Genomic DNA, 24863 nt, shown 5'->3' on the forward strand with positions numbered 1-24863 from the left:
GAGCCGCATGCCCGTCCACACCAGATTCGAGCCCGCGGGCGACTACCGGCTGTTCCTCGGCGGGCAGTGGCGGCAGCCGGCCGGTGCGTTCGAGGCGATCGACCCGAGCACGGGCAAACCGTGGGCGGTGCTCGGGCAGGCCTCGGCCGAGCAGGCCGGCGAGGCGGTCGCGGCGGCGCGCACCGCCCTGCGGACCTGGCGGCGCAGCACCGTCGCGAACCGGCAGCGGATCCTGTGGCAGATCGCCGACCGCATCGAGGCCGATCCCGATCGCTGGGCGCGGCTGCTCGCGACCGAGAACGGCCGCCCGATCCGCGAGGCCTCCGTCGCCGACGTACCCGACAGCGCGGCGATCTTCCGGTTCTTCTCCGGCCTGACCCGCGACCTGCGGGGAGACCAGGTACCGGTCGAGGACCCGCACTCGCTGGTCTACTCGACCCGCGAGCCGCTGGGCGTCGTCGCGGCCGTGCTGCCGTGGAACTCGCCGCTGATCACGCTGGCCAACAAGATCGCGCCCGCCCTCGCCGCGGGCAACACGGTGGTGGTGAAGCCGTCCGAGTTCGCCACCGCGAGCGTGCTCGAATTCTGCGCGCTGGTGGAGGATCTGCTGCCGCCGGGCGTGCTGAACGTGGTCAGCGGCGGTCCGGAGACCGGCGCGGCCCTGGTTTCGCATCCCGATGTCGCGCTGGTGACGCTCACCGGCGGCGGGCCGACCGCGCGCCGGATCATGGCGGGCGCCGCGAGCGCGCTGACCCCGTCTCTGATGGAACTCGGCGGCAAGGGCGCGCTGATCGTCGCGCACGACGCCGACCTCGACAGGGCCGTCACCGACGCGGTGAACGGCATCTACCTCGCCAACGGGGAGGCGTGCGTGGCGGCGTCGCGGTTGCTGCTGCACGAGAGCATCGCCGAGGAGTTCCTCGGCAGGTTCGCGGCGATCGCCGACTCGATCCGGGTCGGCGACGCGCTGGACGAGTCGACCCAGCTGGGGCCGCTGGTGTCGCGGCAGCACCACGAACGCGTGCTCGCCCATCTCGCGCGCGCCCGCACCGAAGGGGTGCGGGTGCTCACCGGGGACGCGCCGGTCGGCTCGGACGGGTTCTTCGTGCGGCCGACGCTGCTGCACGACACCAGCGGGGGAGCGTCGGTGTTGTCGGAGGAGATCTTCGGGCCGGTCACCGTCGCCGAGACGTTCACCGGCTACGACGACGCGGTAGCGCGCGCGAACAACACGCCCTACGGGCTCGCGGCCGGGGTGTGGACGGCCGACCTGACGCGGGCGCACCTGATCGCGCGCGAACTGGACGCCGGGATCGTGTGGGTCAACAAGTGGTTCGACCTGCCGGCGGGCGTGCCGATGGGCGGCGTGAAGGCCAGCGGGTTCGGCCGCGAGCTGTGCTGGGAGACCCTGTTGCAGTACAGCGCCGCCAAGGTGGTGAACATCGGCCTCGGCGCGCAGCGGGTGTCGCTGTGGGGTTGATCGCAGGCGGTCCGGTGACCGAGAAGGCCCGTTGCCGGGGTGTGCCCGCGCGGGGGAGCGTGCGGCTATGACGCCGGTCCGTTCGTTCGCCGAGGCCGTGCTCGCCCGTGCCGAGACGGCGCCCGGCGACGAGGTGATCCGGCCGGCGGGCGAACCCGGCTGGACCGCGGCCCGGCTGGCCGAGCGGGCGACCGCGATCGCGCGGGGACTGACCCGCCTGGCAGGCCCCGGTGATCTCGTCGCGACGGCGGTGCGCAACGGGCCCGAGGCGGTCGCGCTCACCACGGCGCTGTCGATGCTGGGCGCGGTCGAACTGCCGCTGCCCGCCGAGCTCGATGCCGGCTGGGCGCGACAGCTCGCGAAATCCGGGGGCTGCGTGGCGACGATCGCCGATTCCGCGCGGTTGGGCGGAGAACCGCATCTCGCCGGGCTGGCGGAGTCCACTGTGGTCATCGGCGACCTGGGTGGTGACGGGCCGCTGCCGCGATTCGTCCCCGAGCTGAGCACACCCGCGTTGGTGATGACGACCTCCGGAACCACGGGAAGGCCGAAGGGCGCCGTGTTGCCGAACGGGGCGGGGCTCGGCCAGGCGCGGCGCGTGCAACGGGCGATGCGCTACGACTCCTCGGACGTGCTGTACAACTTCTTTCCCTGGCAGCACATCAACGCCCGGCATGCCGCCTTCCTGCCCGCACTGCTGGGTGGCTCGGTGCTGGTGGTGGGCCGCCGGTTCTCCGCGAGCCGCTTCTGGGACATGGCGCGGGCGGAGGGTGTCACGGCGTTCAACTTCATGGGTGCGGTGTGCGTGATGCTGCTGCGGCAGCACGAGCGGGATCGCTCGCACCCGGTCCGGCGTGCCTACGGCGGCCCGGCCCCGGCCTGGCTGGTGCACGAGATGGCCGAACGGTTCGGCGTGCGGTTGCTGCAGGCCTACGCCTGCACGGAACTCGGGGACGTGGCGACGACCCCGGTGGACGAACTGTGTCCCGGCGCGGCGGGCCGGCCCGTGCCCGAATACGAGGTGCGGGTCTCCGACGGCGAACTGCTTGTCCGTCCACAGTGTCCAGACCTCACCTTCACCGGATACCTCGGCGATCCTGACGCGACGGAGGCGGCCTGGCGCGACGGCTGGTTCCGCACGGGCGACCAGGCGAGGATCGAGGACGGCTGGCTGTACTTCGAGGGCCGCTCCGCCGACGTGATCCGGAGGCGGGGCATCAACATCAGCGCGGTCAGCGTGGAAGAGGCGGCGGCGTCGATGCCGGGGGTGGCGGCGGCCGCCGCGGTCGGGGTCGCGTCGGAACTCACCGAGGACGAGGTCCTGCTGGTGGTGGTGCCCGCGCCGGGGGAGACCCTCGATCCGGCCGCCGTGCGCGCCCACTGCGCCGCGCGGCTGCCGCGGCATTCCGTGCCGAGGTACGTGAGCGTCGAAAAAGACCTGCCGCGCAACGGAAGTCTCAAGGTCGTCCGCGCGCCGTTGCGGGACCGGGGGCTGCCGCCCACAGTGTGGGACGCGGAAGAAGGAGGAACACGATGACCGAGCACGTGCTGGCGATGACCGACCGGGAAGTGCCGTTCCATCCGCAGAAGGCGGCGCTGCTGGTGATCGACATGACGAACGACTTCCTGCGCGAAGGCGCGCCGTACGAATGCGCCGACGGGCGGGCGTTGATCCCGCGGATCAACCGGCTCATCGGGCTGGCGCGGGGTCGCGGGCTGCCGGTAGTGTGCACGACGCAGGTGCACCACCGCGACGGCGCCGACCTCGGCATGGTGCGCTACCTGCATCCGCTGACCGGTTCCGGCAAGGCACTGGTGGAAGGCACGCCCGGGGTCGAGCTGCACCCGGACATCGACTTCGACCCGGCGACCGACGAGTTCCTCGTCAAGCGGCGGTACTCGGCGTTCTACGGCACGGACCTGGAGAACTTCCTGCGCCGGCGCGGCATCGACTCGGTGATCATCACGGGCGTGGCCACCCACTCCTGCTGTGAGGCCACCGCCCGCGACGCGCTGTTCCGGGATTTCGCCGTCTACTTCGTCTCCGACGCGACCGCCACCGTCGGGCTCTCCGATGCCGGGTGGGGCTCCTACAGCGCCGAGGAGGTACACCGCTTCGCGCTGACCGACATCGCCCACTTCCTCGGCCGCGTCGGCACGACGGAGGAGCTCGCGGGGCTGCTGGCGGGGTAGGCAGCGACGGACGCCGGCCTGACCGCGGCCGGGTCCCGCGGTCAGAAGGTGGCGATCGGGTTGACCGGGCTGCCGGACGTACCGGCGAAGCGGACCGGCGCGACCGCGAGGTGGAAGTCCCACTGGCCGAGCCCGGCGGCCGTCGTGGCGCACGCCTCCAGGTCGCAGTTGTCGAGCAGCCACAGACCCATCGCGACGAGGCTCACGGCGTGCACCGGCATCAGCACGTCTTCGTACCCCGAGGGCTGAACGTCCTGCGGGGTGTCAGCGCCGATCAGCGCGACCTGGCGTTCGTGCAGCCACGGCAGGCAGGACGCGTGCCAGCCGGCTTGCGTGAAACCGCCGGCCGGACCGGCCTCGTGCCGGGCGCGGCCGTAGCCGGTCCGCAGGAGTACCGCGTCGCCGGGTCGCACCCGCACACCCTGACGGCGCTCGGCCTCCTCGAGATCCTCGGGAAACACGCCCTCGCCCGGTTCCAGCCACGGCACATCGCGGACCTTCGCGACGTCCAGCAGGACACCCCGCGTCATGATCCCGTTCGCGGCCGCCGTGACTGTCGCCCACGCCGATCCCGTCGCGGCGTCGACCATCGAGTGCGACCGCCCGTTGTACATCGTGCCGTCCCAGAAGATGTGGCACGGCGAGTCGAGGTGGGTGATGGTGTTGCCGTGGAACATGATGCCGAGCCGCTCGTTGGAGAAGCCCCAGCGGCGGTCGTTGCGGAACCCGGGCGCCGGCATGTGCTCGGCACCGGGCATGTCGGCGGCGCACGGGCACGCCGTCGTCGACCGCTCCATCTCCTCCGGCACGGCGACCTCCCACGCGCACGACACGCTCCTGCCGTGGCGCACGGCCCGCGCCGCCGCCAGCCGGACGTCGTCGGTGATGTGGTTCAGGGTGCCGAGCTCGTCGTCGTCGCCCCACCGTCCCCAGTTCGACAGCGTGTCGAAGTAACCGAGCACGTCGTCCTGTGTGGGCATGCCTCGCCCTGCCGTCATTTCAGCATCGACTCCTCCGGTCACGCGGTTCGAGCCCCCAAGGCCCCCTGATCTGGCACGACACTAGAGGTGCACGCCCCGTAACACCCACAGCTTCGCTTTGGTTAAACCAATCTCGCCGCATGCCTTGACTCTTCTCCTCACCGACGGCTAACCTTCCGTCATTGGTCAAACCAATGCGGACATGGAGGTAGGCGCTGGTGGGAGTCGACCTGTCGTTCCTCGTGCGCAGCCTCGCCGCGCAGGCGACAGCCGAGGAAGGTAGCGATTTGCTACGGCTGCCTACCGAGCGTGACCTGGTGGAGTCGCTCGACATCAGCCGCGGGGCGCTGCGCGAACAGCTGTCCATGCTGGAGATGCTCGGATTCCTGGTCCGCGTCCAGGGCCGCGGCTCCTTCCTGCGGGTGCCCGACTCCAGCTTCATCCAGCTCTACTTCGACCTGTCCAGCCAGCTCGGCCACCTGTCCGGCACGCAGTTCCGCACCGCCCGCGAGATGCTCGAACTGACCGTCGCCGAGTCGGCCGCGCGGCTGGCCACCGCCGATGACGTGGACACCCTGCGCGCGCTCGTCGACGAGATGGTCGCGGCCAGTACCGCCGGCGACGACGCCCGTGCCCTCGAAGCCGACCTGGAGTTCCACCGCAAGCTCTTCCTCGTCGTCCAGAACCCGATCTTCACGCTGCTCTACGACGGGCTCGCGCACGTCCTGCGGGACGAGGTGGTCGAGCGCCGCCGGGCCGCGGTCGACCGGGAACCGCTGGCGAACGGGGCGACCCGCATCATCGACACCGTCCACTATGGAATCGTCGACGCGGTCGGTGCCCGCGACGGCGAGGAGGCGCGGGTCGCGATGCGCCGCCACTTCGAGGTGTGGTCCTCGCTGACCGGCGAACACTGAAAACTTCCCGTGAAAACCACGCGTCCCGTAGCGGGCGCCGGATTGTGCTGCCAAGAAAGGTTCCCCATGAGCGAACCCGAGGTCGTGTTCGTCGGCATCGGCGCGATCGGCCGCCACATGGCCCGCCGCCTCACAACCGGCGGCTTCCCCGTGACGGCCGTCGACCCGTTCCCGGCCGCCCGCGAATGGGCCGCGGGCGAAGGCATCGCCGCGGTCGCGTCGATCAGCGCGGCGCCGCGCGCCCGTTTCGTCGTCGTCATGGTCGCGACGCCGGACCAGCTCGACACCCTCGTGACCGAGGCACTCGCGGGCCGGGTATCCGGCCAGACGTGGATCGTGATGAGCACCGTCGGCCCGGAATCCGTGCGACAGCAAGGAGAACGCCTCGCCGCCGCCGGTGCGGGCGTACTCGACGTGCCGGTCACCGGCGGCACCGCGCGGGCCAAGACGGGCGAGCTGACCCTGTTCGCGTCCGGCACCGGCATCGACACCGTCCGGCCGATCCTGGAGCGCTTCGGCACCGTGCGCGAGGTCGGCGCCGACATCGGCGCGGGACAGGCGATCAAGGTCGTGAACCAGCACCTGTGCTCGGTGCACATCGTCGCCGCCGCCGAAGCGCTCGCGCTGGCCGGACGGCTCGGCCTGGACCAGCACCGGGTCCTCTCCCTCGTCGAGCAGGGCGCCGGCGGTTCGTGGATGCTCTCCGACCGCGGCCCGCGCATGCTCCAGGGCACCGACGTCGAGGTCACCAGCACCATCGGCATCTTCGTCAAGGACAGCGGGCTCGTCGCCGACGCCGCCCGCGCCTCCGGGGCGGACACGCCCCTGCTCGACCTCGCGCGCCGGCGCTACCGGCAAGCGGCCGACGCCGGGCTCGCCACCCGCGACGACTCCCGCGTCATCGAGACCTACTGAGCAATGAAGGAGCAGGCAATGTCGTCTGTGTCCGGCGGGCGCGACAACCCGCTGACCGTGTCGGTCGCCTCCATGATCGGCACCGCCGTGGAGAGCTACGACTTCTTCATCTACGGCACCGCCGCGGCCGCCTATTTCGGCTCGGTGTTCTTCCACACCGGCAACGAACTGATCGGCGTGCTCGCCTCGTTCGCCACACTGGCGGTCGGGTTCTTCTTCCGCCCGCTCGGCGGGTACCTCGCCGGGCACTTCGGCGACCGGCTCGGACGCAAGAAGGTGCTCATCTGGTCGCTGATGCTGATGGGCATCGGCACGATCCTGATCGGCGTGCTGCCCACCTACGGCCAGGTCGGTATCGCCGCCCCGATTCTGCTGATCCTGCTGCGCATCGTGCAGGGCATCGGGTTCGGCGCGGAGTGGGGCGGTGCCGTGCTCATGTCGATCGAGCACGCACCGGCGAAGCGGCGCGGCTTCTTCGGAGCCGTGCCGCAGATCGGCATCCCGGCAGGCCTGCTGCTCGCGAACGGCGCGTTCCTGGCCTCCGAGGCGATCTTCCACGGCGACTGGGTGTGGCGCGCGCCGTTCCTGTTCTCCCTCGTCATGATCGCCACCGGCATGTTCATCCGGATGAACGTCGGCGAATCGCCCGAGTTCACCGAGATGCAGCGCAACAACGAGGTGCGTAAGGCGCCCGCTCTGGAGGTGCTGCGCCGGGACTGGCGGGTGATCGGCAAGATCATCGCGTTGCGCATGGCCGAGACCGGCGGCTACTACGTGACGACGAGCTTCCTGCTGTCCTATGTGGTGCTCGCGTCGCTGGCGAGCAAACAGGACGTCCTCGTCGGCACCATCATCGGCTCGGCGCTGGGGCTGGTCTCGCACCTGGCTTTCGGCGCGCTGTCCGACCGGATCGGCCGCAAGCCGGTGTTCCTGCTGGGCGCGGTGTTCACGATGGCGTTCGGCTTCCCGATGTTCCTGCTCGTCAACACCGGCGTGGCCGCCATGGTCATGCTCGCGGTGGTGCTCGGGCTGCTGTTCAGCCACGACCCGATCTTCGCGGTGGAGTCCTCGTGGTTCTCCGAGCAGTTCCCGCGTGAGGTGCGCTCGTCCGGGATCTCGCTGGGCTACAACGGCGCCTCGGTCGTCGCCGGGCTGCTGCCGTTCCTGGCCACCGCGCTCTACGGCTGGCTGGGCTGGACCGGTCCCGCCGTCCTGTTCGTCCTGCTCGGGGTGATCTCGACCGCGGTCGCGGCGCTCACCTGCGAGACGGCGCCCGTCAAGCGGGCGGAAACGCACGCCGGCCAGCCGGACTCGGCGCTGGCCTGAAGGGAAGTGAGAAGCCGATGACCACAGTGGACGCCCCGCCGGAGACCAGGGCCGCAAAGGTGCGTGCCGCGGCCCACCGGATGCGCCACCACATCCTGAACATGGGCGAGGTGCAGGGCCAGGGTTACGTCGGCCAGGCGCTCGGTGTCGCCGACATGCTCAGCGTGACCTACACCGACCAGCTGCGGTTGCGCCCGCAGGACCCGCACTGGGCCGGGCGCGACCGGTTCCTGCTCTCCACCGGCCACTACGCCATCGCGCTGTACGCGGCGCTGGCCGAGGCGGGTGTCGTGCCCGTCGAGGAGCTGGAGACCTACGGCTCGGACGGCTCGCGGCTGCCCATGTCCGGCATGGCCTCCTACACGCCGGGCATGGAGATCTCGGGCGGTTCGCTCGGACACGGCCTGACCGTCGCCGTCGGCATGGCGCTGGGCCTGCGGGCGCAGGGATCGTCCTCGCGGGTGTTCAACTTCCTCTCCGACGGCGAACTGGACGAGGGCTCCACGTGGGAGGCCGCGATGGGCGCTGCGCACCACCGGCTCGGCTCGATCACGGCGATGGTCGACATGAACGCGCTGCAGGCCGACGGCACGACTTCGAGCGTGCTGAGCATCGAGCCCGCCGAGGAGAAGTGGGAAGCGGCGGGCTGGTTCACCCAGCGCGTCGACGGCAACGACGTGGACGCCCTGCTCGCGGCGTTCGATGCGGCCGCCGAGCGGGCGCGGCCGGACGAGCAGCCGTCGGTGATCCTGTGCGACACCCGGATCGGCCGCGGTGTCCCGTTGCTGGAAACCCGCGAGAAGGCGCACTTCATGCGCATCGACGAGCACGAATGGCAGCTGTGCCGCGAACAGCTGACCGAGGGCTACGAGGGAGCACGATGAGCACCGCCACCAAACGCCTCACCACATCGGCGATGATCGCGTCCTTCGCCGACCCCGGCCAGAAGACGGCGAGCGCGCCGTTCGGGCACGCGCTGGCCGCGCTCGCCGAACGCGACGAGCGCGTTGTCGGGCTGACCGCCGACCTGGGCAAGTACACCGACATGCACATCTTCGCCCAGGCGCATCCCGGCCGGTTCTACCAGATGGGCATGGCCGAGCAGCTGCTGTTCGGCGCCGCAGCCGGGATGGCCGAGGTCGGCCTGGTGCCGTTCGCGTCCACCTACTCGGTGTTCGCGGCGCGCCGGGCGTATGACTTCCTGTGCCTGGACATCGCCGAGCCGAACCTCAACGTCAACATCGTCGGCGGCCTGCCCGGCCTGACCACCGGTTACGGGCCCAGTCACCAGGCCACCGAGGACATCGCGATCTTCCGCGGCATGCCCAATCTGACCATTGTGGACCCGTGCGACTCGGTCGACATCGAGCAGGCCGTGCCGCAGCTGGCGGCCTCGGACGGGCCGACCTACCTCCGCCTGCTGCGCGGCAAGGTCCCGACCGTGCTCGACGAGTACGACTACGAGTTCAAGCTCGGCAAGGCCGCGGTGCTGCGCGGCGGCAACGACGTCGTGTTCGTCTCGAGTGGACTGATGACGATGCGTGCCCTGCAGGCCGCCGAAGATCTCGCGAAGCACAACGTCGACGTGGCGGTCGTGCACACGCCCACGATCAAGCCGTTCGACACCGAGACGGTGCTGGCCGAGGTCGGCACCGACCGGCTGGTCGTGACGCTGGAGAACCACACCGTGGTCGGCGGGCTGTTCGAGACGCTGGCTTCGGCCGTGGTCAGCGCGGGCCTTGGCAAGCGGATCGTGCCGATCTCGCTGCCCGACGAGTTCCTGGCCGCCGGTGCGCTGCCCACACTGCACGAGCGCTACGGCCTTTCCCGTTCGGCGATCACCCAGAAGGTGCTCGGCGAACTCGGGTAATCCCGCGAGGGTGGAGGGCCCGACCGGTCCTCCGCTCTCGTCGTCCGGCCGCGGGCGATTTGTCATGCCTTCAGTGTCCATGACCAGGCGTTTGACCCGCTCGGTCACGGGTAGGCCGTGGCCATGGCTACCAGAGCGGTACTGATCGAACGATTCGGTGGTCCGGAGGTCCTCGACCTGCGCGAGGTCGACAAGCCCACACCTGGGCCGGGGGAGCTGCTCGTCCGGGTGCTCGCCTCGGGGACCAATCCGGTGGAGGCCAAGATCCGTCAGGGCGTGGTGATGCCCGATCTGCCGCTGCCCGCGGTGCTGGGCGGCGACGTGTCCGGCGTGGTCGAGGCCGCCGGGGCCGGGGTGTCCGAGTTCGCCGCGGGTGACGAGGTGTTCTACACCCCCGAGCTGACGCAAGCCGGGAGCTACGCGGACTACAACGTGGTCGCGGCATCGATCGTGGCACCGAAACCACGCGCGCTCAGCCACGTCGAGGCCGCCGCCGTGCCGCTGGCCGGGGGAACCGCGTGGGAGGCCATCGTGCGGCGGCTGGCGGTCCGCCCGGGGGAGACCGTCCTCGTGCACGCCGGGGCCGGTGGTGTCGGCTCGTTCGCGGTGCAGTTCGCCGTCGCCGCCGGGGCGCTCGTGCTCGCCACGGCCGGCCCGGACAGCCAGGACCTGCTGCGCGAGCTGGGCGCGGTGCCCATCGACTACCACGACGACGACCCGGTCCAGATCACGCTCGACCACACCGGCGGCGTGGGCGCCGATGCGGTGCTGGACCTGGTCGGCGGCGAGAACCTGGTGAAGAGTTCCGCCGCGGCACGGCCGTTCGGGCGGATCGCGACCGTGCTGCCGCCCGCCGGGCAGCTCACCCGCTTGTACCAGCAGAACCAGCAGCTGCACGGAATCATGCTGACCCGCGAACGCCGCCGCCTCGAGGAACTCACCCCGCTGTTCGACCGCGGCCAGGTACGGCCCGTCGTGCGGGACGTGCTGCCCCTCGACCAGGTCCGGCAGGCACACGAACGCCTCGATTCGGGACACGCCAGGGGAAAGACGGTACTGAGCCTCACCTGAGGCCGGAAGGAGTCACTATGACGAAGGCACGGGACATCATGTCCACCGACACCGCGTGCGTGCGCACGAGCGAGATGGTCCTCGACGCGGCCAAGCGGATGGCCGAACTCGACGTCGGCGCGCTGCCGGTCTGCGGCGAGGACAACCGGCTCAAGGGCATGCTCACCGACCGCGACATCGTGGTGAAGGTGCTCGCGGAAGGCAAGGACCCGCGGGCGATCCCTGCCGGTGACCTCGCCCAGGGCGAGGCGGTCACGATCGGCGCGGACGACGACGCCGACGAGATCTTCCGCACCATGAGCCGGTACAAGGTGCGCCGCCTGCCGGTGATCGACGGGCACGACCTCGTCGGCATGGTCGCGCAGGCCGACGTCGCCCGCGCGCTCGACGATCCCCAGGTCGGCGATCTGGTCGAAGCCATTTCGAGCTGACCATGAAAAGAGCCTGGTCCCGGCGTGCCGGGACCAGGCCTTTTTCTACGGCCGCAACAGAACCTTGGTCCAGCCGTTTTCGCGGTTGTCGAACCGCTCGTAGCCCTCGGCCGCCTGGTCGAGGCCGAGTTCGTGCGAGACGAGGAACGACGGCGTGGCCCGCCCGGCGATGATCAGGTCACGCAAGTGCCGGTTGTAGCGCTTGACCGGGCACTGCCCGGTGCCCATGTGCTGGCCCTTGCTGAAGAACGTGCCGTACTCGAAGGGGATCCGGCCCTGCTGCGCCTGTTCGGTGACCGCACCCGGGTCCTGCGGCAGGTACACGCCGACCACGCCGATCCCTCCGGTGGAGCGCACGGACTCGACGAGCTTGTCCAGCACCAGTTCCGGATGCTCCTCGCCGGCGGGGTCGTGTGCCTGGTAACCCACGGCCTCGACCCCGCAGTCGGCGCCGCGGCCACCGGTCGCGTCCATGATCTGCTGCGCCGGATCGCCCTTGGCGAAGTCGACGGGTCGCGCGCCGATCTTCCCGGCGAGCGCGAGCCGGTCCGGCTCCTTGTCCACCACGAGCACCTCGGCCGCGCCGCGGAGCATCGCGCTGTGCGCGGCCATCAGCCCGACCGGGCCCGCGCCGAACACCGCCACCGTGTCGCCGGGCCGCTGACCGGCGAGTTCGGTGCCGTGCCAGCCGGTGGGGAAGATGTCCGACAGCATCGTGAAGTCGTTCTCGTGCTCGTCACCGGGCGGGAGTTCGAGCAGGTTGAAATCCGCGTAGGGCACGCGGAGGAACTCCGCCTGGCCGCCGTCGTAGGGGCCCATGCTGGCGTAGCCGTAGGCCGCGCCGTCCATGCCCTCGACCGGATTCGTGCGCAGGCAGTAGGAGGTCCAGCCGCTTTCGCAGTTGACGCAGGCTCCGCAGCCGATGTTGAACGGCACCGAGACCCGGTCACCGGCCTTGATCCGGCCGACCGCGCTGCCGACCTCCTCGACGATGCCCATGTTCTCGTGGCCGAGGATCTTGCCGTCCTCGACGTTGGTGCGGCCCTCGTACATGTGCAGGTCGGAGCCGCAGATGTTGGTGGTCGTGATCCGGACGATCGCGTCCGTGGGTTGCTGGATCTCGGGATCGGGTACCTGCTCGACGGTCACCTCGCGCGGTCCCCGGTACACCACAGCTCTCATGACTCCTCCTTGTCGGTTCGCTCTTCGCGACCTACCCGGTGACCCGATACGGAAACCCCCGCCGCACGTGGCAGCCGTTATCGTCGCGGCGTCGGTGGTGCGCACCACGAACCCGGACCGACCGGCTGGAGGCGGTATGAGCAGGCGGATCCTCATCACCGGAGGCGCGGGATTCCTCGGCTCCCTGCTGGCCAGGGAGCTGCTGGCGGGACCGGTCGCGCTGGGTGGCTCGGCTCCCGGGGAGATCGGCGAGCTGGTACTGGCCGATCTCGCCGAGCCACCCGCCGACCTGCGTGCGGACCCGCGAGTGCGGCCGGTCGTCGGCGAGCTGGCGGGCGCGGTCGGCGGGCTCGGCGAGGTGGACGCGGTGTTCCATCTCGCCGGAGTGGTCAGCGGCGCGGCCGAGGCGGATTTCGATCTCGGGATGCGCACCAACGTCGACGGCACCCGCGCCGTCCTGGAGTACGCCAGGCGGCACCGGACCCCGCCGGTGCTGGTGTTCTCCAGTTCGCTCGCGGTGTTCGGCAACGACCCGGCACTGCCGCCGCTGGGCGTGGTCGGCGACGACACGCTGCCGCGCCCGCAGTCGAGCTACGGCATCCAGAAGTTCATCGGCGAACAGCTCGTGGCGGACTACACCCGCAAAGGATTCGTCCGCGGCCGTTCGGTGCGGCTGATGACCGTGTCGGTGCGGCCCGGCAAGCCGAACGCGGCCGCGTCCAGCTTCCTGTCGGGCATCGTCCGGGAACCACTCGCCGGACAACGCGCGGTCTGCCCGGTACCGCCGGACACCGCCGTCGCACTGTCCTCGCCGCGCCGCACCCTGGACGGGCTCGCGCGGGCCGCGGAGGTGGACGACGCGACGTGGGGCAGCCGTACCGCGACGAACCTGCCCGCCCTCACCACGACGCCACGGGAGATGGCCGCGGCGCTCGACCGTGTCACCGGGTCCGCCACGAGCGAGCTGATCGACTGGACCGAGGACCCGGCCATCGGCGCGATCGTGCGCAGCTGGCCCGCCGTGTTCGACACACCGCGGGCGCACGCGCTCGGCCTCACCGCCGAACCGTCCTTCGACGACATCGTGCGGGCCTACCAGAATTCCGTTCAATGGAAGACAGGCTAGGCTAATCGGGCGTGAGAACGCAGACTTTCGCCATGCGTACTCAGGTCGCCATCGTCGGTGCCGGCCCCGCCGGGCTTCTGCTGTCCCATCTGCTCGACAACGCGGGCATCGAGTCCGTGATCGTCGAAACCCGTTCGCGCGACTACGTCGAGGCGCGGATCCGCGCCGGGATCCTCGAACAGTCCACTGTGGACCTGCTGCGCGAGGCCGGGCTGGGGGAGCGGCTCGGGCGCGAGGGCGACGAGCACCGCGGTATCTACCTGCAGTGGCCGCACGAGCGCCACCACCTCGACTTCGTCGACCTGATCGGCCGCAGCGTCACGGTGTACGGGCAGACCGAGGTCACCAAGGACCTCGGCAAGGCCCGCGCGGCCGCCGGCCAGGAGATCCGCTACGAGGTCACCGGCACGGCGGTGCACGATCTGGAGACCGACCAGCCCTACGTCACCTTCACCGGACCCGATGGCAGGGCCGAGCGCCTCGACGCCGACGTCGTGGTCGGCTGTGACGGCTCGTTCGGCCCGTGCCGGGCGGCGGTGCCCGACGCGGTGTGCCAGACCTGGGAACGCACCTATCCCTACTCCTGGCTGGGCGTGCTCGCCGACGTCGCGCCCTCGACCGACGAGCTGATCTACGCCTGGCATCCAGACGGTTTCGCGCTGCACTCGATGCGCTCGGCGACGGTGAGCCGGCTCTACCTGCAGGTGCCCAACGGCACGGACATCGGCACCTGGTCCGACGACCGGATCTGGGACGCGCTGGCCACCCGGCTCGGGCACGGGCAGGACGGGTGGACGCTCACGCCGGGGCCGATCACCGAGAAGTCGGTGCTGCCGATGCGCAGCTTCGTGCAGCAGCCCATGCGGCACGGACGGCTCTTCCTCGCCGGGGACGCCGCGCACATCGTGCCGCCCACCGGCGCGAAGGGACTCAACCTCGCCGTCGCCGACGTCGCGCTGCTGGCCCCGGCGCTGGCCGCGTTCCTGTCCGAAAAGGACTCGTCCCTTGTGGACTCCTACTCGGACACCGCGCTGCGCCGCGTCTGGCGCTGCACCCACTTCTCCTGGTGGATGACCACGATGCTGCACCAGTCCGGCGATCCCTTCGACCAGCAGTTGCAGCTGTCACAACTGCGCTGGGTGGCGGCCAGCGAGGCCGGACGAACCGGCCTCGCGGAGAACTACGCCGGATTGCCGATCGGTTTCTAGCCGTCTCACACGAAGATCGACAGCACCAGTACGCCGGCCAGGCCGATCACCGACTGCAGGGAAAGCATCAGCGTCCAGGTGCGGAAGGTCTGTTTGACCGACAGCTGGAAGTACTCCTTGAACAGCCAGAACCCGGAATCGTTGACGTGCGAGAGCATCACCGCGCCTGAGGCCGTGGCCAGCACCAGCAGTTCCGCGGAGATCGACGGATCGGCCGCCGCGATCGGGGCGACGATCCCGGCCGCGGTGACGGTCGCGACCGTGGCCGAGCCGAGGCAGATCCGCAGCAGCGCCGCGATCACCCACGCCAGCACGAGCGCGGGGATGTGCCAGCCCTGGGCGAAGTCGACGATCACGTCGCTGACCCCGGTCTTGGCCAGCATCTCGGCGAGCCCGCCACCGGCACCGACGATCAGCAGCACCGGGCCGACGGTTTTGAGTCCGGACGCGGCGATGCTCTGCAGCGCACCGTCCCTGATCCCCGCGGTGCGGCCGAGTCCGATCATCGCGACGACGACCGACAGCAGCAGCGCGACGACCGGGTCGTCGCAGAACGAGAACACGGTGTGCGCGACGCTGCCTTCGCCGGTGTTGTCGACGCCGAACGCGCCGATCACGAGCAGCACCGGCGGCAGCAGCACCACACCCAGCGCGAGCCACAACGGCGGCTGGTGTTCGGTCTTGACCTCCGCGCCCGTCGCGGGACCCGCGTTCAGATCCGGGGTGGGACCGAACCAGCGGCCCGCCACCCGGGTCAGCAGGGGACCGCAGAGCAGGATCGTCGGGACCGCGACGAGCAGGCCGAAGGCCAGCGTCAGCCCGAAACTCGCGTGGTACGCGCTCACCGCGGCGGTCGGCGCGGGGTGCGGCGGCAGCAGCCCGTGCGCGGTGTAGAGGCCCGCGGCCAGCGGCATCCCGACGAACAGCAGGTGACTGTTCGTCCGCCGGGCGAGCGCGTACACCAGCGGCACCAGCATCACGAAGCTGACGTCGAAGATGTTGGGCAGCCCGATGATCAGCGCGGCGACCGCGATACTGATCGGGATCCACTTCGCGGGGCGGTTGCCGAGGAACGCGTCCGCGATCCGGTTCGCGCCGCCGGTGCCGGTGATGATCGCGCCCAGCAGCGAGCCGAGCCCGATCACCGGCGCGGTGTCGGACAGGGTGTCGCCGAAGCCGGATTCGAAGGCGCCGATCGTGCCGTCGACGCCGAGCCCGCTGGCGAAACCGAGCAGGACAGCGCCGAGCAGCAGCGCCAGGAACGGGTTCATCTTCAGCTTGGCGATGGCGACGACGACCAGCGCGATGGCGACGACGGCGAAGATCAGGTGCAGTTCGTTCGCGGTCATCGGGCCGCACCCCGGAACAGCTCGGTCGCGGTCTCGTCGAACCCGGTCACGTCGCCGAACTCCAGCACGTGGCCGGCCGGGACGTCGCGCACCAGGCGCGCGCCGCCGAGCAGGTAGAACGGCACTGTGTCGTCCGGTTTCGCCTGCCGGACAAGGGGATCGACCCCGTCCACCTCGTGGTGGTGGCCGTGCACGGCGAACTCGTCCCCGGCGCGAAACGCCCTGGCCGTGCGCCCGGCGAGGATCGAGTGCCGCGCCGGTGCGGGCACGCCGGGGCCGTGCACCGCCGCCGTGATCGTCAGCGGCGTCTCGACGCCCATCAGGTGATACGGCCAGAACACGCACGCGTAGCGGCCGTCGCGGCTGACGACGTGGCCCTTGCCCGCCAGCATCCGCCACGTTTCCGGGTCGCCGGTGCGCACGACCGCGAACACGCCGCCCGCGAAACTCGCTTCGCCGGGCAGCCGCAGCGCCGAGAACACGTCGAGCGAGCGGGGATGTTCGATGACGCCACCGTGCTCGCGTTCGGCGTAGACGTCGGCCAGCTCGGCGGGCCGGGCGACCGGATAGTGCAGTTCCTCGTGGTCCGCGGGTGCCCCGGTGTACTGGGACACCACGGTCAGCTCGCAGTAGTCGGCGGCCGCGCGACGCTTGAGCGAGTCCACCAGCGCGGCTCGCCGGATCAGCGTCTCGCGCGGGTTTTCGCCCAGCCGCAGCAGATCCGACATGCCGGGGGCGTCGATCGTCGTGTCGAGCTGGGTGACGGTACCGGCCGCCGGATCGAAGACGAGGTCGTACTCGGCGGACTTGCCGAGCGCGACGACCTCCAGTCCGACGCGCTCGACCCAGGACAGCAGCCGGATCAGGTTCGCGGGCTGGTCACCGTCGCCGGGCAGGTACCGCACACCGGCCTCGGCGGCGGCGCGCGCGAGGCCCACCCCGGCGACGGTCTCGACCTCCTTGCTGACCATGACGACGTGGCAGCCGTGGTCGATGGCGGCGCGTGCGTAGCCGACGCCGGCTCCGACGCGGCCGGTGGCCTCGACCAGCACGTCCACATCGGACCAGTCGATCGCGGAGCCGTCCGCGGCGACCGGGATGCCGCAGAGGCCGAGCTCGGCGAGCATGCCGCCCACGCCGTCGACGTCCGGGTCGACGAGCACGGCCGGTGTCATGTCGCCGACGGCTTTGAGCTGGGCCAGCAGCGTGCGGCCGTAACCGCCGCACGCGCCGGTCAGGGCGACTCGGATGGGGTCGCCTCGATTGATTCTTTCGTGCTGGATCACCATCGGTCCTCGCAGTGCTAGCTGGATTCGATCACTGTAACATCAGATGTACAAATTCATCTAAGATGTTCACAGTTCATCACAACAGCCAGGTCAGGAGGGGAAGTGCCCAAGATCGGAGTCATTGCCGACGACTTCACCGGCGCGACCGACATCGCGACCGCCTACGCCTCCCGCGGCTACCGTCCGGTGGTGCTCACCGATCCGGCGGGGCAGGCGGGTGCGGGGGCCGACGTGGTGGTGGCCGCGCTGAAGAGCCGCACGGCACCGGTCGAGGAGGCCGTCGCGGCGTCGGTGACCGCCTATGACCGGCTGCGCGCCGCGGGTTGTGAGCGGTTCGTGTTCAAGTACTGCTCGACCTTCGACTCCACCGACCGCGGCAACATCGGCCCGGTGCTCGACGCGCTGGCCGACCGGACCGGCGCGCGGCACGTCGTGGTCGTGCCCGCGTTCCCCGCCAACGGCCGCACCGTCTACCTGGGGCACCTGTTCGTCGGCGACCAGTTGCTGGAGAACTCGCCGATGCGGCACCACCCGCTCACACCCATGACCCGCTCGCGGCTCGCGGAGATCCTGCGGCCACAGACCCGCTACGGCGTCGGGGAGATCCATCTCACCACCGTCCACTCCGGACGGCTCGCGCAGGCCGTCGCCGATGCCGCCGAACGCTACCTGGTTCTGGACGCCATCACCGACGACGACCTCGCCGCGATCGCCGCGGCCACGGCGGACGACGTGCTGGTCTCCGGTGGCGCCGGTCTCGCACTCGGCGCCCCGACGGGCGGCAGTGACCCGGCGCAGGCCTGGCAGGCGCGACCGGGCCGTCGCCTCGTGGTGTGCGGCAGCGCGTCGGCCCGCACACGGGAACAGATCGCCTACGCCACCGCGCACGGGCATCCGGCGCTGCGTCTCGACGTGGCCGGTCTGGCCGGCCGGCCCGGCGAGGTGATCCGGTCCACCATGGACTGGTTCGGCGAGCAGGACCCCGGCAGCGTGCCGGTGATCTACTCGGTCGGCGACCCCGGCGACGTCCAGTCCGGGCCGGAAACGGCCGCACGCACGGAAAACGCGCTGGCCACGATCGTCGCGACGGCGGTGGAGCGCGGCGTCACCCAGTGCATCGTCGCCGGTGGGGAGACCTCCGGCGCCGTCGTCGGCCGCCTCGGCGTCACCGCGTTGCGCATCGGCAGCCCCATCTCGCCGGGCGTGTGCTGGGCGGAAGGCACCACCGGCACCGGCGATCGCGTCGCGCTCGCGCTGAAATCCGGCAACTTCGGCACGCCCGAGATGTTCGCCACCGCGTGGGAGGCCCTGCGATGATCGACGAACTCGTCGCCGCGGGGCACCGGCTCGCCGCCGCCGGGATCAGTCCGGGCACGAGCGGGAACCTCAGCATGCGGGACGGCGACCGGATCCTCATCACCGGCACCGGCGCCGACCTCGGCAGGCTCCGCGCGGCGGACATCGCGGAGGTCGGCGCGGACGGCACCCACCGTGCCGGGCCGCGACCGTCCAAAGAGGTCGCCGTGCACCTGGCCATGTACGCCCGCAACCCCGGCCACACCGCGACCGTGCACGTCCACTCGCCACACGCGGTCGCCGTGGCGTGCCTGCCGCCGTGGTCCGAGGCGAGTGCGCTGCCGCCGCTGACCCCCTACTTCGTGATGCGCGTCGGGCAGACCCCGCTGATCCCGTACCGTGCGCCCGGCGACCCCGAACTGGGCACGCTCGTCGCCGGGCACCCGCTGGAGTTCCGTGCGGCCCTGCTCGCCAACCACGGGCAGGTCACCAGCGGCACGAGCCTCGACGACGCGCTCACCGCCGCGGTCGAGCTGGAGGAGACCTGCCGGATCGCGCTGCTCACCGACGGCAGGCGGCCCCGCACACTGGAAGCCGCCGCGATCGCCGAACTGACCGGGCGCAACGGCACCGCCTGGGACACACCCGCTCGATAGACTGACGCGACAAGGAGGTCGGAGATGGCAGAAGCACCGCCGCTCATCCCCGAGCAGCGGCGGGATCTCATCCTGGGGCAGCTGCGCCGCGACTCCGTGCTCAGCTACCGGCAGCTGGCGAAGCTCGTCGGGGTCAGCCACATGACGATCCGCCGCGATATCGCCGAACTCGAACGCCAGGGCAAGGTCGTGGCCACCCAGGGCGGCGCGAAGATCGTGGCCAGGGTGGCCACCGAACCGCCCCGCGTCGAGAAGGCGGCCGCCGACATCGCGCAGAAGGACGCCATGGCACGCCATGCCGCCGGGCTGGTCCGCGAGTCCATGACCATCTACCTCGACGCGGGCACCACGCTGCAGGCGATGCGGCCGTACCTGCAGGACTTCGAGGACCTGACCGTGGTGACCAACGATCTCGTGATCGCCTCGTCCTACCTCGACCACCCGTCGATCGAGATCATCACCCTCGGCGGCAGGGTCGAGAAGCGCAACCAGTCCACCGTCGGCCGTATCCCGGCGCTGACCCTGCGGGAGCTCTCGCTCGACATCGCGTTCCTGACCAGCCCCTCGTGGGATCTGCGGCGGGGCGTCACCATCCCGGCGGAGTCCAAGGTGGAACCGAAGAAGGCCGCCGTCGCGGCGGCCACCACCGCCGTGCTGGTCGCCGCGAGTTCGAAGTACGGCACGTTCGGCCGGTACCGGATCCTCGGCCTGGACGAACTGGACCTGGTCATCACCGACGACGGGCTGCCCGAAAGCGACGCGGCCGAGATCCGGGCGCGGTGCGGGATCACCGTGGAGCGGACCACCGTCGGCGCCGAAACGCTGGAGGCCTAACGTCGGGGTATGGCGCTCGCGGTCTGCCTGCTGTTCGACAACCGGACCGACCGTGCCCTGCGCGGCCTGTGGGACCGGGTCGAGGAGCGCGGTGTGCCCACGCTGCGCTCGCACACCCACGGCCTGCACCACCCGCACATGTCGCTGGCCGTGCTGCTGGACTGGGACCTCGGCAAGGTCCGTGCCGCCGTCGAGGCGCTGCCCGGCGGAGGCCCGTTCGAGGTGCACTTCGAGGCGGTCGGCGTGTTCCCGCGAGGCCGCGTGTCGCTCATCCCGGCGGCCCCGGTCGACCTGGTCGCGCGCCAGCAGGCCGTCGTCGAAGCGGTCCGCGGCACCGGTGCGCTGGTGCACAAGCACTACGAGACGGGCCGCTGGCTGCCGCACTGCTCGCTCGCCCCGCGCGCGTCCCTGCGTGAACTGCCCGCCGTGGCCGCGCTCGCCTACGACGTCTTCCCGCTCACCGCGAACGTGACCAGGGCGGCCGTCATCAACAGCGCCACCGGCGAGCAATGGCCGGTGCCCAACCTGCCGTGACCGGGTGGAATGAAAGCATTGCTGGTGAGGTTTGCACACGAACGCCGATCGGAAGGGGAGATGACATGCGGACTTTCGTGCTCGCGGGTGGGTGCTTCTGGTGCCTGGACGCGGTCTACCGCACGCTGCGCGGAGTGCAGGACGTGGTGTCCGGCTACACGGGTGGCGACGCGCCCGACCCGTCGTACGAGCTGGTGTGCACCGGGCGCACCGGGCACGCGGAAGCGGTGGAGGTGACCTTCGACGAGACCGTCATCCCGGCCGAGGTGATCCTCGACGTGTTCTTCACCCTGCACGATCCACGCCAGCTCAACCGGCAGGGCGCCGACGTCGGCACGCAGTATCGCTCCGCGATGTTCCACGCCGACGACGAGCAGCGCGCCGAGTTCGAGGCCGCTATCGAGCGCGCCGCGGGCTGGTGGGACGGCCAGATCGTCACCACCCTGGAGCCGCTGGGCACCTTCTACCGCGCCGAGGAGTACCACCAGGACTTCTTCGCGAAGAACCCCGGCCAGGGCTACTGCCTCGCCGTCGCACTGCCCAAGGTCAACAAGGTGCGCAAGTCGTTCGCGAAGTACGTGATCGAAGCCTGATCACGCCTGCGCCCTGGCCGGGACCTCGCGGGCGAGCAGCAGCGCCACGATGCCGAGCATCGTGCCGGTGATCCGGCGCTGCCACACCGCCAACGAGGGACGCCGCGCGATCAGGCTCGCGACGGTCCCGGCCGCGAGGATGAACATCGTGTTGACGGCCACGCTGACCGCGATCTGCACCGCGCCGAGCACGAACCCCTGTGCCGCGGTGCTGCCCAGCGCCGGGTCGATGAACTGCGGGATCAGCGCGAGGTAGATGATCGCGGCCTTCGGGTTGAGCAGGTTGGTGACCAGGCCCATCCGGAAGAGCTTGGTGGCCGAATCCCGTTGCAGCGCCTCAGGTTCGAACAGCCCGCGCCCGCCGGGCTTGAGGGCCTTCCACGCCAGATAGGTCAGATACGCCACGCCGGCGGCCTTGAAACCGACATAGAGCCAGGGCGCGGCCACGAACACGACGGAAAGGCCGACGTTGGCCATCGTCATGTACACGACGAAACCGGCCGCCGTGCCGCCGAGCGAGATCAGCCCGGCCACGCGCCCCTGACTGATGCTGCGCGAAACCAGGTACATCATGTTCGGCCCCGGCGTGAGCACCATGCCCAGCGCCGCCGCGGCCATGCCCGCCGCCGCCCCCATCGAGATCACCATGACGATCAGGATCGCCGGGCGCGGGCGGGCGCGTCGATAGCCAATCCGCGGAAACTGGCCGTGTACGCCCGGCGCAGGGCAGGCCCCGGTCATGGTCGACAATGGTGCGGGTGAGCGCGACTCTGACGGCGAAGGACCTCGCGGCCGGGCACGGCGACCGGGTGCTGTTCGCGGGGCTCGACATGGTCGTCGCACCCGGCGAGGTGGTCGGGCTGGTCGGCGTCAACGGCGCGGGCAAGTCCACGCTGCTGCGGATACTGGCCGGCTTGCACAAACCCGAGCAGGGTGTGGTGCGCCTCGATCCGCCGGGCGCGACCGTCGGGCATCTGCCGCAGGAGCCGGAACGCAGGCCGGGGGAGTCGGTGCGCGCCTTCCTGGCTCGCCGCACCGGAGTGGCACGGGCACAAGCCGAACTGGACGCGGTCACCGAAGCGCTGGCCGCCGGGGCCGAGGGCGCCGACGACCGCTACGCCACCGCACTCGATCACTGGCTCGCCCTCGGTGGCGCGGATCTCGACGAGCGGGCGGGGGAGGTCGCCGCGGACCTGGGGCTGACCGTCGACCTGGACCAGCCGATGACGGCCCTGTCGGGCGGGCAGGCCGCGCGCGCCGGGCTGGCGTCGTTGCTGCTGAGCCGGTACGACGTGTTCCTGCTCGACGAGCCCACCAACGACCTCGACCTGGACGGCCTGGCCACACTGGAACGGTTCGTCACCGGACTGCGGGCGGCGACCGTGCTGGTCAGCCACGACCGCGAGTTCCTCGCCCGCACCGTCGACGCCGTGCTGGAGCTCGATCTGCACCAGCGGCAGGTCAACCTCTACGGCGGCGGGTACGAGTCCTATTTGGAGGAACGTGCCTTCGCGCGGCGGCACGCGCGGGAGGACTACGAGGAGTACGCCAGGACCAGGGCCGCGCTGGAGACACGGGCGCGGACGCAGCGCAACTGGCTGGAAAAGGGTGTCCGCAACGCCCGGCGCAAATCCTCCGACAACGACAAGGTGGGCCGCAAATTCCGTGCCGAGGCAACGGAAAAGCAGGCCGCGAAGGCCCGGCAGACCGACCGTATGATCGAGCGGCTGGACGTCGTCGAGGAACCCCGCAAGGAATGGGAACTGCGGATGGAGATCGCCGCGGCGCCGAGGGCAGGCGCGATCGTGGCGACCCTGCGGGATGCCGTGGTGCGGCGTGACGGGTTCACGCTCGGGCCCGTCGATCTGCGGATCGACTGGGCGGACAAGGTCGCCATCACCGGGGCGAACGGTGCGGGGAAGTCGACGCTGCTGGCGGCTCTGCTCGGCCGGATTCCGCTGGACTCGGGTTCGGCGGCGCTCGGGCCCGGCGTGGTCGTCGGCGAGATCGATCAGGCGCGCGGACTGTTCCTGGGCGATCTGCCGCTGGTGCAGGCGTTCGCGCGGGAGGTTCCGGAGCTCGCCGACGCGGACGTGCGGACGCTGCTGGCGAAGTTCGGTCTCAAGGCCGCGCACGTGCTGCGCCCGGCGGCCACCCTGTCGCCGGGGGAGCGGACCCGTGCCGCGCTGGCGCTGCTGCAGGCGCGGGGCGTGAACCTGCTGGTGCTCGACGAGCCGACCAACCACCTGGACCTGCCCGCGATCGAACAACTCGAGTCCGCTTTGGACGGTTACCCCGGCACGCTGCTGCTGGTGACCCACGACCGTCGCATGCTCGAAGCGGTGCACGTGACCCGGCGCCTGGACGTGGTGGACGGCCAGGTCACCGAGAAGTGAGGCCGGGGAGCCCGGGTGCGGCGCATCCGGGCTCCCCGGCGTACTCGGATCAGGCGAGGTCCGGCACGTGGATGTCGGTGACGTCGACGTCCACTGTGGCGACGTCGAGCCCGAGGAAGTCCTCGACGGCCTCGACCACCTTGATCCGGATCTGCTCGGCGAGCGCCTTGACCGCGTGGCCGAACTCGATCACCAACGGCACCGCGATGGTGGCGACGCCGCCGACGACCTCGACAGTGATGCCTTCGTCGGCAAGGGCGTGCACCCCGTCGATCTTGCCGGCCACGACGGTGACCAGCTTGGTGACGACGCCGTCCCGGACGGTGGTGCTGCCGCGGCCACCGGCAGCCGGGCGAGCTCCGGTGTCGGCGGTCTCGGGAGTGATGGCTCCGGGGGTGGTGGTCTCGGCGGCGGTGGTGTCGGCTTCGGGGTCGGTGGTCTCGGTGGTCTCGGTGGTCTCGGCGGCGGGAGCGATGGGCTCGGCGGTGGTGTCGGTGGCTTCGGCTTCGAGGGTGGTGGCTTCGGCGGCGGCGGGCTCGGCCCGGGCGGTGTCCGGTTCGTCCGCGGCGGCGGCCGGGTCGGTGTCCTCGGCGTCCGTGGTGGCCGGTCCGGCCTCATCGGCCTCCGCCGGGTCCTCATCGGTCTCGGCGACGCCCGCTTCGTCCACGCTGCCGGTGGCTGCGCTCTCGATGGGCGCCTCGTCGGCGTCCTCGGCAACATCCTCGCCGGAAGCCGTGGCCTCATCGGCCTCCGCGGCCGCGTCCCCGGAATCCTCGGTGCCGGTGATCGCGACGGCCTCATCCGAATCCTCGGCAGGCGCCTCCCAGGCGCCGTCGTCCGCGGCCTCCTCGACGGCGGCCTCCCCAACACTCCCCTCGGGGGGAACGGCTTCGCTCTCGGGGGCTTCGTCGCCGGTGACTCGGTCGTCGGCCTCGATGACGACCTCCTTGATCGCGGCAGCCCCGGTCGCGGGGTAGCCGCCGGTGTGCGAAACGTCGGATTTGCCGCGGCCGAAGATACTGTTGATCACGTCGGACATGGTTCTGTTTCCCCTTTTCAGGCGCCGATGGGTTGGGGGAGGAGAGCGGACGGGCGCCATGATAGGGCCGCGCCGGTGATCCCGGTCACGTGCTTTCGGTTTCGAGATTTCGTTGTGTCCCAACAGGTATCGAGCCTGCGACAGACTCCGCACGGCTGCCCGCCGCCGAGTCTTCCCG

General features: G+C 70.8%; 24 protein-coding genes. 18 read left to right on the plus strand and 6 right to left on the minus strand.

What is annotated here, in order from left to right:
• The first annotated feature begins 7 nt into the window (after positions 1 to 7).
• The 3 genes from HFP15_RS02380 to HFP15_RS02390 all read left to right on the plus strand — a co-directional run bounded on the left by HFP15_RS02380 (position 8) and on the right by HFP15_RS02390 (position 3673).
• Positions 8 to 1480 carry an aldehyde dehydrogenase family protein gene (locus tag HFP15_RS02380; RefSeq protein WP_168510843.1) on the plus strand — a complete coding sequence of 491 codons (1473 nt, stop codon included), beginning with the start codon at positions 8 to 10 and terminating at the stop codon, positions 1478 to 1480.
• A gap of 67 nt (positions 1481 to 1547) precedes the next feature.
• Complete coding sequence (locus HFP15_RS02385; protein ID WP_168510845.1) at positions 1548 to 3017, plus strand: AMP-binding protein; 1470 nt, start codon at positions 1548 to 1550, stop codon at positions 3015 to 3017.
• The gene (locus HFP15_RS02390; protein ID WP_168510847.1) at positions 3014 to 3673 is read left to right on the plus strand and encodes an isochorismatase family protein; all 660 of its coding nucleotides are present in this window, start codon (positions 3014 to 3016) and stop codon (positions 3671 to 3673) included. The genes HFP15_RS02385 and HFP15_RS02390 overlap by 4 nt, the downstream gene beginning before the upstream one ends.
• A gap of 41 nt (positions 3674 to 3714) precedes the next feature.
• On the opposite strand, the gene HFP15_RS02395 is transcribed toward HFP15_RS02390, so the two are convergent.
• Positions 3715 to 4671, minus strand: coding sequence for a cyclase family protein (locus HFP15_RS02395; RefSeq protein ID WP_246271253.1), 957 nt, complete (start codon positions 4669 to 4671; stop codon positions 3715 to 3717).
• A 200-nt stretch (positions 4672 to 4871) separates the two neighbouring features.
• Between HFP15_RS02395 and HFP15_RS02400 the strand changes: the two genes are divergently transcribed.
• From HFP15_RS02400 to HFP15_RS02430, 7 genes are all read left to right on the plus strand, one after another.
• Positions 4872 to 5570: a FadR/GntR family transcriptional regulator gene (locus HFP15_RS02400; protein ID WP_168510849.1), complete on the plus strand. Its 699-nt coding sequence runs from the start codon at positions 4872 to 4874 to the stop codon at positions 5568 to 5570.
• Between the two features lie 66 nt (positions 5571 to 5636).
• On the plus strand, positions 5637 to 6485 hold the full coding sequence (locus HFP15_RS02405) for an NAD(P)-dependent oxidoreductase (protein WP_168510851.1): 849 nt from the start codon (positions 5637 to 5639) through the stop codon (positions 6483 to 6485).
• A gap of 18 nt (positions 6486 to 6503) precedes the next feature.
• Positions 6504 to 7811, plus strand: coding sequence for an MFS transporter (locus HFP15_RS02410; protein ID WP_168510852.1), 1308 nt, complete (start codon positions 6504 to 6506; stop codon positions 7809 to 7811).
• Between the two features lie 17 nt (positions 7812 to 7828).
• Positions 7829 to 8695 carry a transketolase gene (locus HFP15_RS02415; RefSeq protein WP_168510854.1) on the plus strand — a complete coding sequence of 289 codons (867 nt, stop codon included), beginning with the start codon at positions 7829 to 7831 and terminating at the stop codon, positions 8693 to 8695.
• Entirely contained in the window at positions 8692 to 9681 is a 990-nt protein-coding gene (locus HFP15_RS02420) for a transketolase family protein (RefSeq protein WP_168510856.1), read from the plus strand. The genes HFP15_RS02415 and HFP15_RS02420 overlap by 4 nt, the downstream gene beginning before the upstream one ends.
• Positions 9682 to 9804: 123 nt before the next feature.
• Positions 9805 to 10752, plus strand: coding sequence for a zinc-binding dehydrogenase (locus HFP15_RS02425; protein ID WP_168510858.1), 948 nt, complete (start codon positions 9805 to 9807; stop codon positions 10750 to 10752).
• A 17-nt stretch (positions 10753 to 10769) separates the two neighbouring features.
• Complete coding sequence (locus HFP15_RS02430; protein WP_168510860.1) at positions 10770 to 11183, plus strand: CBS domain-containing protein; 414 nt, start codon at positions 10770 to 10772, stop codon at positions 11181 to 11183.
• A 45-nt stretch (positions 11184 to 11228) separates the two neighbouring features.
• Here the strand turns inward: HFP15_RS02430 and HFP15_RS02435 are convergent, their stop codons facing one another.
• The gene (locus HFP15_RS02435; protein ID WP_168510862.1) at positions 11229 to 12365 is read right to left on the minus strand and encodes a glutathione-independent formaldehyde dehydrogenase; all 1137 of its coding nucleotides are present in this window, start codon (positions 12363 to 12365) and stop codon (positions 11229 to 11231) included.
• Positions 12366 to 12501: 136 nt separating this feature from the next.
• Here HFP15_RS02435 and denD point away from each other — a divergent pair, with 136 nt between their 5' ends.
• Positions 12502 to 13491: a D-erythronate dehydrogenase gene (gene denD / locus HFP15_RS02440; protein WP_168510864.1), complete on the plus strand. Its 990-nt coding sequence runs from the start codon at positions 12502 to 12504 to the stop codon at positions 13489 to 13491.
• A 32-nt stretch (positions 13492 to 13523) separates the two neighbouring features.
• Positions 13524 to 14699, plus strand: coding sequence for a 4-hydroxybenzoate 3-monooxygenase (locus tag HFP15_RS02445; protein WP_168510866.1), 1176 nt, complete (start codon positions 13524 to 13526; stop codon positions 14697 to 14699).
• Between the two features lie 5 nt (positions 14700 to 14704).
• Here the strand turns inward: HFP15_RS02445 and HFP15_RS02450 are convergent, their stop codons facing one another.
• The gene (locus HFP15_RS02450) at positions 14705 to 16048 is read right to left on the minus strand and encodes a GntP family permease (protein WP_168510868.1); all 1344 of its coding nucleotides are present in this window, start codon (positions 16046 to 16048) and stop codon (positions 14705 to 14707) included.
• A complete protein-coding gene (locus tag HFP15_RS02455) occupies positions 16045 to 17334 on the minus strand; it encodes a homoserine dehydrogenase (protein ID WP_210716620.1) in 1290 nt (429 codons plus the stop codon). Before HFP15_RS02455 ends, HFP15_RS02450 begins: the two co-directional genes overlap by 4 nt.
• Before the next feature lie 105 nt (positions 17335 to 17439).
• Between HFP15_RS02455 and otnK the strand changes: the two genes are divergently transcribed.
• From otnK to msrA, 5 genes are all read left to right on the plus strand, one after another.
• A complete protein-coding gene (gene otnK, locus HFP15_RS02460; RefSeq protein ID WP_168510872.1) occupies positions 17440 to 18654 on the plus strand; it encodes a 3-oxo-tetronate kinase in 1215 nt (404 codons plus the stop codon).
• Positions 18651 to 19289, plus strand: a complete 639-nt coding sequence (locus HFP15_RS02465; RefSeq protein WP_168510874.1) for a class II aldolase/adducin family protein — start codon at positions 18651 to 18653, stop codon at positions 19287 to 19289. The genes otnK and HFP15_RS02465 overlap by 4 nt, the downstream gene beginning before the upstream one ends.
• Positions 19290 to 19313: 24 nt before the next feature.
• Positions 19314 to 20123, plus strand: coding sequence for a DeoR/GlpR family DNA-binding transcription regulator (locus HFP15_RS02470; RefSeq protein WP_168510876.1), 810 nt, complete (start codon positions 19314 to 19316; stop codon positions 20121 to 20123).
• 9 nt (positions 20124 to 20132) lie between these two features.
• Positions 20133 to 20657 carry a 2'-5' RNA ligase family protein gene (locus HFP15_RS02475; protein ID WP_168510878.1) on the plus strand — a complete coding sequence of 175 codons (525 nt, stop codon included), beginning with the start codon at positions 20133 to 20135 and terminating at the stop codon, positions 20655 to 20657.
• Between the two features lie 65 nt (positions 20658 to 20722).
• Complete coding sequence (msrA, locus tag HFP15_RS02480; RefSeq protein WP_168510880.1) at positions 20723 to 21250, plus strand: peptide-methionine (S)-S-oxide reductase MsrA; 528 nt, start codon at positions 20723 to 20725, stop codon at positions 21248 to 21250.
• On the opposite strand, the gene HFP15_RS02485 is transcribed toward msrA, so the two are convergent.
• Complete coding sequence (locus tag HFP15_RS02485; RefSeq protein WP_168510881.1) at positions 21251 to 21898, minus strand: LysE family translocator; 648 nt, start codon at positions 21896 to 21898, stop codon at positions 21251 to 21253.
• A 110-nt stretch (positions 21899 to 22008) separates the two neighbouring features.
• Here HFP15_RS02485 and HFP15_RS02490 point away from each other — a divergent pair, with 110 nt between their 5' ends.
• Entirely contained in the window at positions 22009 to 23646 is a 1638-nt protein-coding gene (locus tag HFP15_RS02490) for an ABC-F family ATP-binding cassette domain-containing protein (RefSeq protein WP_168510883.1), read from the plus strand.
• Between the two features lie 49 nt (positions 23647 to 23695).
• Here the strand turns inward: HFP15_RS02490 and HFP15_RS02495 are convergent, their stop codons facing one another.
• Positions 23696 to 24676: an Asp23/Gls24 family envelope stress response protein gene (locus tag HFP15_RS02495; RefSeq protein WP_168510885.1), complete on the minus strand. Its 981-nt coding sequence runs from the start codon at positions 24674 to 24676 to the stop codon at positions 23696 to 23698.
• Between the last annotated feature and the right edge of the window lie 187 nt (positions 24677 to 24863).

This window comes from Amycolatopsis acididurans (assembly GCF_012328925.1).
In the GTDB taxonomy this organism is placed as follows: Bacteria; Actinomycetota; Actinomycetes; order Mycobacteriales; family Pseudonocardiaceae; genus Amycolatopsis_E; species Amycolatopsis_E acididurans.